Source organism: Vibrio fujianensis (assembly GCF_002749895.1).
GTDB classification, from domain to species: Bacteria; Pseudomonadota; Gammaproteobacteria; order Enterobacterales; family Vibrionaceae; genus Vibrio; species Vibrio fujianensis.
The window spans coordinates 183,003-192,602 of sequence record NZ_NBUS01000042.1 but is presented as its reverse complement, the minus strand read 5'-3'; the positions used below and the strand labels follow the sequence as shown (position 1 = coordinate 192,602).

8 protein-coding genes and 1 pseudogene are annotated in these 9,600 nt (G+C 45.0%); 8 read left to right on the top strand and 1 reads right to left on the bottom strand.

The annotated features are described in order from the left end of the window. Positions 1 to 402: citrate/2-methylcitrate synthase (locus tag B7C60_RS18815; RefSeq protein WP_281251693.1), on the bottom strand; the 402-nt coding region annotated here is incomplete at its 3' end. 393 nt (positions 403 to 795) lie between these two features. Here B7C60_RS18815 and sdhC point away from each other — a divergent pair. The 8 genes and pseudogenes from sdhC to B7C60_RS18810 all read left to right on the top strand — a co-directional run. Further along, positions 796 to 1,188 carry a succinate dehydrogenase cytochrome b556 subunit gene (gene sdhC, locus B7C60_RS09770; protein ID WP_099611491.1) on the top strand — a complete coding sequence of 131 codons (393 nt, stop codon included), beginning with the start codon at positions 796 to 798 and terminating at the stop codon, positions 1,186 to 1,188. Continuing rightward, positions 1,182 to 1,526 carry a succinate dehydrogenase, hydrophobic membrane anchor protein gene (sdhD, locus tag B7C60_RS09765; RefSeq protein ID WP_099611490.1) on the top strand — a complete coding sequence of 115 codons (345 nt, stop codon included), beginning with the start codon at positions 1,182 to 1,184 and terminating at the stop codon, positions 1,524 to 1,526. Before sdhC ends, sdhD begins: the two co-directional genes overlap by 7 nt. After that, a complete protein-coding gene (gene sdhA / locus B7C60_RS09760) occupies positions 1,527 to 3,293 on the top strand; it encodes a succinate dehydrogenase flavoprotein subunit (protein WP_099611489.1) in 1,767 nt (588 codons plus the stop codon). It abuts the gene before it with no gap. A gap of 14 nt (positions 3,294 to 3,307) precedes the next feature. Then, complete coding sequence (locus B7C60_RS09755; RefSeq protein WP_099611488.1) at positions 3,308 to 4,018, top strand: succinate dehydrogenase iron-sulfur subunit; 711 nt, start codon at positions 3,308 to 3,310, stop codon at positions 4,016 to 4,018. A gap of 87 nt (positions 4,019 to 4,105) precedes the next feature. Then, positions 4,106 to 6,916 (top strand): 2-oxoglutarate dehydrogenase E1 component, encoded by a 2,811-nt coding sequence (gene sucA, locus B7C60_RS09750; protein WP_099611487.1) that lies wholly within the window; start codon positions 4,106 to 4,108, stop codon positions 6,914 to 6,916. Positions 6,917 to 6,945: 29 nt separating this feature from the next. Beyond that, positions 6,946 to 8,151 carry a 2-oxoglutarate dehydrogenase complex dihydrolipoyllysine-residue succinyltransferase gene (odhB, locus tag B7C60_RS09745; protein WP_099611486.1) on the top strand — a complete coding sequence of 402 codons (1,206 nt, stop codon included), beginning with the start codon at positions 6,946 to 6,948 and terminating at the stop codon, positions 8,149 to 8,151. A 160-nt stretch (positions 8,152 to 8,311) separates the two neighbouring features. Continuing rightward, positions 8,312 to 9,478, top strand: a complete 1,167-nt coding sequence (gene sucC, locus B7C60_RS09740) for an ADP-forming succinate--CoA ligase subunit beta (protein WP_099611485.1) — start codon at positions 8,312 to 8,314, stop codon at positions 9,476 to 9,478. A gap of 2 nt (positions 9,479 to 9,480) precedes the next feature. Further along, a pseudogene (locus B7C60_RS18810) lies at positions 9,481 to 9,600 on the top strand (succinate--CoA ligase subunit alpha); the annotation flags it as partial.

Sequence of the window (9,600 nt, the reverse complement as noted above, 5' to 3'; positions counted from 1 at the left end):
CCCCGCCATTGGGTGCGCATCACGCCGGAAGCCATGAAAGAAACTCGCTATTTGCTCGTGAACCATAGTATGGCGGGTCACGGTTTTTTTAAATTCATCGTATTGCTGTCGAGTTGGCGCTTCACCATAAAGCAAGATGTAACAAACTTCTAAATAATCTGCGTTATTGGCTAATTGATCGATAGGATAACCTCGGTGTAATAAAACACCTTTATTACCGTCAATATAAGTGATTTGAGATTCACAAGATGCAGTGGCAAGAAAACCCGGATCAAAGGTAAAGTAGCCATTTGAACCTAACTGACGAACATCGATTACTTGAGGACCGAGGGTCCCGTCCATGATCGGCAGTTCAATGGGCGCTTTTCCTTCAATATGAAGGGTTGCTTTCTTATCTGCCATAACAATCTCCTTTGTTTATTATTTAATCCGTCCAGGATGTTTGTGTGTCATTCTTGTACGTCTGATCTCATTTAAAGTCAATTTTTCTCCTCTATTGTGTGCACTTACTTTGATTTTTTATACATATAAAGTTAAAAATCTGTTCTGTGTAGCAAAAATTGTTACATTATTTGTTGTATAATGTTGCCAGCCGCATAACGGCATAGCAAAATTTGGTAAAAATCATATTAATTCAGCATAAAAAGCAAACTCAACGTTATTATTCTGAGTTTATTTTTAACTTATATTTTACATTTTTATCGCGTTAATCAAGATGAATCTGTTTAGTTTAGGTCGGATTTTATTGGTTTATTACTAAATTTCATTCATAACTATAAATGCTTCAAGAGCTGAGTGAGCAAGCCCGTGAAAGAAAGAAAGTTAAGACCTGTTAATTTAGATTTACAGACTATCAGCTTTCCGATCACCGCAATCGCCTCTATCCTCCATCGAGTGGCGGGTATTATTACGTTTGTCGCGGTCGGTATTTTGCTATGGTTATTATCCCTTTCCTTATCCTCTCCGGTTGGATTTATGGAGGCGAGTGAAATCGTCAGCGGTTTCTTCGTTAAATTTATCCTCTGGGGCATCTTAACCGCGTTGGCCTACCATATTATTGGCGGTATCCGTCATTTGATCATGGATTTAGGTTATTTTGAAGAACTAGATACCGGTTCTATGACAGCCAAAGTATCCATGGTCATGACGGTGATTTTCTCGTTATTAGCGGGGGTGTGGTTATGGTAAAACATGTCTCTTCATTAGGACGCAATGGTGTTCACGATTTCTTGTTAATTCGAGCGACGGCGATCATTCTAACCTTATACACCATCTATATGGTGAGTTTTTGCGCATTCACTGACCTCTCATATTTATCTTGGACACAATTCTTTGGCAGTACACTGACTAAAGTATTTACCATGCTGGCCCTGGTTTGCATTCTTATCCATGGCTGGATTGGTTTATGGCAAGTGATTACCGACTATATTAAGTGCTCAAAATTGCGTGGCGTGCTGCAACTTGTCGTGATCGTGACCTTATTAGGCTACTTTTTTTCTGGATTATTTGTACTGTGGGGTGTGTAAGTGACTATTCCTGTTCGTGAGTTTGATGCCGTTGTGATTGGCGCAGGTGGTGCAGGGATGCGTGCTGCACTACAAATATCAGAGCAAGGTTTAACCTGTGCTTTACTTTCTAAAGTTTTTCCAACCCGCTCTCATACTGTCTCAGCTCAAGGTGGTATTACCGTGGCGTTGGGTAACTCACATAAAGATAACTGGCAGTGGCATATGTACGACACTGTGAAAGGTTCAGACTACATTGGCGATCAAAACGCCATTGAGTACATGTGTAAAAATGGCCCAGAATCCGTGATTGAGCTAGAGCGAATGGGGCTGCCTTTTTCTCGTTTTGACGATGGGAGTATTTACCAACGTCCATTTGGGGGGCAATCGAAAGAGTTTGGTGGTGAACAGGCGGCCCGTACTGCGGCCGCGGCTGACCGAACTGGCCACGCTTTGCTGCATACGCTTTATCAGCAAAACATTAAACACAAAACCACGATTTTTTCAGAATGGTACGCACTTGACTTAGTTAAAAATCAAGATGGTGCGGTACTCGGCTGCACTGCCTTGTGTATGGAAACCGGAGAAATCTGTTACTTTAAATCTAAGGCGACCATTCTGGCAACCGGTGGTGCTGGGCGAATTTATGCCTCAACCACTAACGCACACATTAATACGGGTGATGGTGTCGGAATGGCACTGCGAGCCGGTGTTCCGATGCAAGATATGGAAATGTGGCAGTTCCACCCAACAGGGATTGCAGGGGCTGGTGTCTTAGTCACAGAAGGTTGTCGTGGTGAAGGTGGCTATCTACTCAACAAAGATGGTGAGCGTTTTATGGAGCGTTATGCGCCCAATGCGAAAGACCTTGCTGGACGCGATGTCGTTGCGCGCTCAATGATGATCGAAATTCGAGAGGGACGAGGTTGTGATGGCCCATGGGGGCCTCATATCAAGCTTAAACTCGATCACTTAGGTAAAGAGGTGTTGGAGTCCCGTTTGCCCGGCATTTGTGAGTTGTCTCGTACTTTTGCCCATGTTGACCCCGTTAAAGAGCCGATTCCCGTTATTCCAACCTGTCATTATATGATGGGAGGAGTGCCGACTCAGGTTTCAGGACAAGCCTTAAAACAAGATGCAGCAGGCAAAGATATTGAAGTGCAAGGTTTGTTTGCTTGTGGAGAAATTGCTTCTGTTTCGGTTCATGGGGCAAACCGTCTAGGAGGAAACTCACTGCTTGACCTTGTGGTGTTTGGACGTGCAACGGGATTACATCTTGGCGAAACATTGGCAGCACAAGCTGAAGCTCGCCCTGCTACTCAATCCGATATTGAAGCTTCTTTGGCTCGAACTATGCGTTGGGAAACGAGTCAAGGTGGTGAAGATCCCGTTCAAATCCGTAAAGATCTTCAAAGCTGTATGCAAAATAGTTTTTCCGTTTTCCGTGAAGGGGAAGCCATGGCAACCGGGCTTGAAGAACTGAAAGTGATTCGAGATCGTCTCAACAACGCTCATTTAGCGGATAAATCAAAAGAGTTTAATACGCAGCGTATTGAATGTTTAGAGCTAGACAACTTAATGGAAACGGCATTTTCTACCGCCGTCGCGGCGAATTATCGGACAGAGAGCCGTGGAGCCCATGCTCGTTTTGACTATCCTGATCGTGATGATGCAAACTGGTTATGTCATTCTATTTACAATCCGGAAACTGAACAGATGAGCAAACGTGATGTAAATATGTCACCGGTTCATCGCGAAGCTTTTCCGCCGAAAATTCGTACGTACTAAGGGAGGAATAACGAATGAAACTGAACTTCTCTTTGTATCGCTACAATCCGGATGTCGATAAAAAGCCTTATATGAAAGACTATCTACTTGAAGTCGAAGAAGGCTCGGATATGATGGTATTGGATGCACTGATTTTATTGAAAGAGCAAGATCCAACCATTGCGTTTCGTCGTTCATGTCGTGAGGGAGTGTGTGGCTCTGATGGCTTAAATATGAACGGTAAAAATGGGTTAGCCTGTATTACACCATTATCCAGCTTGAAAGGGAGCAAAATCGTTATTCGCCCTTTACCTGGTTTACCGGTTGTACGTGATTTAATCGTTGATATGACGCAGTTCTATGATAATTACGCAAAAGTGAAGCCGTTTTTGATTTCAGATGGCGAATTACCACCATCACGGGAGCATTTACAGCTACCGGAAGATCGTGAGCATCTCGATGGTTTGTACGAATGTATCATGTGTGCTTGTTGCTCTACTTCTTGCCCTTCTTTCTGGTGGAATCCGGATAAATTTATAGGGCCAGCAGGCTTATTAGCCGCTTACCGGTGGCTAATTGATAGCCGTGATACGGCAACGGATGAGCGTTTATCAAATCTTGACGATGCATTTAGCGTTTTTCGTTGCCATGGCATTATGAATTGTGTAAGTGTTTGTCCTAAAGGATTAAACCCAACAAAAGCGATTGGCCATATTAAATCGATGTTGGTGAATCGCTCGGTTTAGATGAAAAAATTGCAGGCCTTCGGGCCTGCCTTTGTAGCTCGGCGTAAGACCGAAGCAAATGTGAAAACTACTGGTTAAGGGAAAATAATGCACAACGGCGTGATGAAGGCATGGCTCGAGTCTTCACACTTGGCTGGCGCCAATGCAACGTATGTAGAAGATCTCTACGAACTGTATCTAAGTGATCCCGATCTGGTAAGTGAGGAGTGGAAACGTGTTTTTGAAGGTTTGCCTGCGCAGCCTGATCATGTGGTTGAACAACCCCATTCGCGTATCCGTGATTACTTCCGACGACTCGCTCAAGAGACAAAGCATTACAGTGTCCAAGTTAGTGATCCTGAAGTCGATGCAAAGCAAGTAAAAGTTCTGCAGCTAATTAATGCGTACCGCTTTCGCGGACATGAAGCCGCTCAACTCGATCCTCTGGGTTTATGGAAACGCCCACCGGTGGCGGAACTCGCCCCCTCGTTCCACAACCTAACTGAAGATGACATGGAAGAAACGTTCAACGTCGGCTCTTTTGCCGTTGGCGCGGACACCATGAAGTTGAAAGATATCTATCAATCGTTAAATAAAATTTATTGTGGTTCGATCGGTGCAGAATACATGCACATGACGGATACAGAGCAAAAACGTTGGATTCAACAGCGTTTGGAACCAGTATTAGGAACCCCCTCTTTTACCCTCGATGAAAAACGAACTTTTCTCGATGAATTAACGGCTGCGGAAGGGTTGGAGCGTTATCTTGGTGCGAAATTCCCTGGAGCAAAACGTTTTTCTTTGGAAGGGGGAGACGCCTTAATTCCGATGACGAAAGAATTGATTCGTCATGCTGGTAAAAGTGGTATGCGAGAAGTGGTGATCGGCATGGCTCACCGCGGACGCTTAAATATGCTCGTTAACGTATTGGGTAAAAAACCGCAGGATCTGTTTGACGAATTCGCCGGTAAGCATGGTGAATCATGGGGAACGGGAGATGTAAAATATCACCAAGGTTTTTCGGCTGATTTTGCCACAGAAGGCGGTGATGTTCATTTGGCTTTAGCCTTTAATCCCTCACATTTAGAAATTGTAAACCCAGTGGTAATGGGGTCGGTTCGTGCTCGACAGGATCGTTTAGGTGATTCCGAAGGGAGTCGAGTTCTGCCAATTACCATTCATGGTGATTCTGCGGTGACTGGGCAAGGGGTGGTTGCTGAAACTTTTAATATGTCACAGGCTCGAGGCTATTGTGTCGGTGGAACGGTTCGAATTGTTATTAATAACCAAGTCGGATTTACCACCTCAAATCCTCGTGATACCCGTTCAACCATGTACTGTACAGATATCGCTAAGATGGTACAGGCTCCGATTTTCCATGTGAACTCTGATGATCCAGAGGCGGTTGCATTTGTGACTCGTATGGCCTTGGATTATCGTAATGAGTTCAAACGCGATGTGGTGATTGAACTGGTGTGCTATCGCCGCCATGGTCATAACGAAGCGGATGAACCGAACGCCACACAACCTTTGATGTATCAAAAAATCAAAAAACATCCAACGCCTCGTAAGCTCTATGCCGATGTTTTGATTGAACGTAATGAAAGCGATATCGAAACGGCCACCCAACTGGTCAATGAATACCGTGACGCATTAGATCATGGTGAAGTGGTGGTTAAAGAGTGGCGACCGATGACGATGCACTCAGTCGATTGGTCACCTTATATTGGGCATGATTGGAATGAAGCTTGGGACAATGAATTCTCACTCGAGCGTTTACAAGAACTAGGCCAGAAAATTTGCCAATATCCTGAAAGTCATAAATTACAAAGTCGAGTAGAAAAGATCTACCACGATCGGATGTCGATGGTGTTGGGTGAAAAAATGCTCGATTGGGGGATGGCTGAAACATTAGCGTATGCAACATTAGTGGATGATGGGCAACGTATTCGTATCTCCGGACAAGACTCAGGGCGTGGTACTTTTTTCCATCGCCACTCGGTCTTACATAACCAAGCTGATGCGAGTACCTATATTCCATTAGCGAATATTCATGATAAACAAGGTCCCTTTGAAGTCATTGACTCGGTATTGTCTGAAGAAGCCGTGTTGGCCTTTGAGTATGGCTACGCGACGGCAGAACCAGGCGGGTTAACCATTTGGGAAGCCCAGTTTGGCGATTTTGCCAATGGTGCTCAGGTGGTTATCGACCAATTTATTTCATCGGGCGAGCAAAAGTGGGCTCGTTTATGTGGCCTGACCATGCTGCTCCCTCATGGATATGAAGGCCAAGGGCCAGAGCATTCATCGGCGCGTTTAGAACGCTACTTGCAGCTTTGTGCAGAACAAAATATGCAGGTTGTGGTGCCTTCAACGCCAGCACAGGTCTATCACATGCTGCGTCGTCAAGTGGTACGTAAAATGCGTCGACCCTTGATTGTTATGTCACCGAAGTCTCTGTTGCGTCATCCACTTTGTGTATCGAGTATGCACGACCTTGCGGAAGGGACTTTTTTACCGGCTATTGGTGAGTTGGATAACCTTGAGCCAGCTAACGTCAAGCGAGTTGTTTTCTGTTCGGGTAAAGTGTACTACGACCTACTTGAACAGCGTCGAAATAATAACCAAGAAGATGTGGCAATTGTTCGCATTGAACAGCTTTATCCTTTCCCCCTTGAAGAAGTACAAGCCGCGATTGCACCATATTCGAATGTGGTTGATTACGTATGGTGTCAAGAAGAGCCACAAAACCAAGGGGCTTGGTATTGTAGCCAACATAACTTCCGCGCTGCGATTCCTGTTGGAGTAGAGCTTAAATATGCGGGTCGACCAGCTTCTGCATCACCGGCCGTCGGTTATATGTCGGTTCATATGAAACAACAAAAAGCGTTAGTTGAAGACGCTTTGACCCTAGCTTAAGAACTAGAAGTAAAAGGAAGAGACAGATTATGACAGTTGAAATTCTGGTTCCAGATTTACCTGAATCAGTTGCAGATGCAACCGTAGCGACATGGCACAAACAACCGGGAGATGCGGTCGATCGAGATGAAGTGATTGTTGAGATCGAAACGGATAAAGTGGTGTTAGAAGTTCCAGCTCCTGAAGCAGGTATGTTGGAAGCCATTTTAGAACAAGAAGGCGCGACCGTTTTGTCTAAGCAACTCTTAGCTCGGCTTAAACCGGGTGCGGTTGCAGGTGAACCAACACAAGATAGTACGGCAGCGACAGAACCGTCTCCCGATAAACGTCACAAAGCCGTTCTCACCGAAGAAACCAATGACGCGTTAAGTCCAGCGGTTCGTCGTTTATTAGCAGAGCACAGTTTACAGCCCTCACAGGTGAAAGGCTCCGGTGTCGGTGGACGCATTACTCGGGAAGACGTCGAAGCATACCTAGCCACCCAACAAGCACAGCCAGAAGTTGAACAAACGTCGACAGTTGCACCCGTGGCAGCACGTAGTGAGAAACGAGTACCGATGACTCGTTTACGCAAACGTATTGCTGAACGTTTATTAGAAGCGAAAAATAGCACAGCGATGTTGACGACGTTTAACGAAGTCAATATGAAGCCTATCATGCAACTGCGTAAACAATATCAAGATCGGTTTGAGAAGAAGCATGGCATTCGTTTAGGTTTCATGTCTTTCTATGTTAAAGCGGTAACCGAAGCACTGAAGCGTTATCCTCAAGTTAACGCTTCGCTTGATGGGGATGATATCGTTTACCACAATTTCTTCGACATCAGTATTGCAGTCTCAACACCGCGTGGTTTAGTGACACCGGTATTGCGGGACTGTGACACGTTAGGCCTTGCTCAGATCGAGAAAGGGATTAAAGAGTTAGCCGAGAAAGGGCGTGATGGTAAGTTAACGGTGGATGAACTGATTGGCGGAAATTTCACCATCACAAATGGCGGAGTTTTCGGTTCTTTAATGTCAACACCTATCATTAACCCACCGCAAGCGGCGATTTTAGGAATGCATAAAATCCAAGATCGAGCCATGGTGGTGGATGGTCAGATTGAAATCTTACCCATGATGTATTTGGCATTATCTTATGATCACCGATTAATTGATGGTCGAGAGTCAGTCGGCTTCCTCGTCACGGTGAAAGAGTTACTGGAAGATCCAGCACGCCTATTATTGGATGTATAAAATTTAGACGTGATGAACGTTTAAGTACGGGGCCGGATCTGCTCAACATCCGGCCATATTGATAAGCCATTTGGCTAGTCATTGAGAGTACCCCTACAGACGTACAGCTCAACAAAGCGTTGGGCTATATGGAATAAAAATATACAAATGGAATAACACAATGAATTTGCATGAATATCAAGCCAAACAGCTGTTTGCAGAATTCGGTTTGCCTGTCCCGGAAGGCTATGCCTGTGATACCCCGCAAGAAGCTTTTGAAGCGGCAGGGCGCATTAGTACCGTTAAGAAGGTCGTGAAATGTCAGGTTCATGCTGGCGGTCGTGGCAAAGCAGGCGGTGTTGAACTGCATGAAAGCAAAGAGGGTGTGAAAGAGTTTGCCCAAAAATGGTTAGGAAAAAATCTCGTGACCTACCAAACCGATGCAAATGGGCAACCGGTTTCAAAAATTTTAGTCGAAGAAGCGTCAAATATTGCCAATGAACTCTATTTAGGGGCTGTAGTTGACCGAGCTACCCGTCGTATCGTCTTTATGGCTTCGACTGAAGGTGGGGTTGAAATTGAAAAAGTGGCACAAGAAACACCAGAGCTGATTCATAAAGCGGCGATTGACCCTCTCGTTGGCCCTCAAGCCTATCAAGGCCGAGAACTCGCATTTAAACTTGGTCTACAAGGTGAGCAGATTAAACAGTTTGTCAAAATCTTTATGGGGTTAGGACACATGTTTACTCAATATGATCTTGCTCTGTTAGAAATTAACCCACTTGTCGTGACTGCAGAGGGGAATCTACTCTGTTTGGATGGCAAAATTAATATCGATTCAAATGCGCTGTATCGTCAGCCTAAACTGCGTGAAATGCATGATTCCTCTCAGGAGGATGCGCGTGAAGCGCACGCTGCGCAATGGGAGCTTAACTATGTTGCTCTTGACGGAAATGTCGGCTGTATGGTGAATGGTGCCGGCCTTGCTATGGGGACGATGGATATTGTTAACCTGCATGGTGGAAAACCTGCAAACTTTCTTGATGTGGGCGGTGGTGCGACCAAAGAGCGTGTGGCAGAAGCATTCAAGATCATTTTGTCGGACGATAATGTAAAAGCAGTATTAGTTAATATTTTTGGTGGCATTGTTCGCTGTGACATGATTGCTGAAGGGATCATCGGCGCGGTGAAAGAAGTCGGTGTTGAAGTTCCTGTGGTGGTTCGCCTTGAAGGAACCAATGCGGAAATTGGCCGTGAGGTATTAGCAAAATCAGGTTTAGATATTATCGCCGCTGAGTCATTGACAGACGCAGCGAAGAAGGTCGTTGCTGCTGCGGAGGGCAAATAATAATGTCAGTATTAATTAATAAAGAGACCAAAGTTATTTGTCAGGGATTTACTGGTGGTCAAGGAACATTCCATTCTGAACAATCCATTGCTTATGGTACCCAAATGGTAGGAGGCGTTTCT

What these genes read in the sequence shown, in the direction of transcription:
- sdhD (WP_099611490.1), top strand. Translation starts at nt 1,182, where the DNA reads ATGGTAAAACATGTCTCTTCATTAGGACGCAATGGTGTTCACGATTTC.
- B7C60_RS09755 (WP_099611488.1), top strand. Translation starts at nt 3,308, where the DNA reads ATGAAACTGAACTTCTCTTTGTATCGCTACAATCCGGATGTCGATAAA.
- sucA (WP_099611487.1), top strand. Translation starts at nt 4,106, where the DNA reads ATGCACAACGGCGTGATGAAGGCATGGCTCGAGTCTTCACACTTGGCT.
- odhB (WP_099611486.1), top strand. Translation starts at nt 6,946, where the DNA reads ATGACAGTTGAAATTCTGGTTCCAGATTTACCTGAATCAGTTGCAGAT.
- sucC (WP_099611485.1), top strand. Translation starts at nt 8,312, where the DNA reads ATGAATTTGCATGAATATCAAGCCAAACAGCTGTTTGCAGAATTCGGT.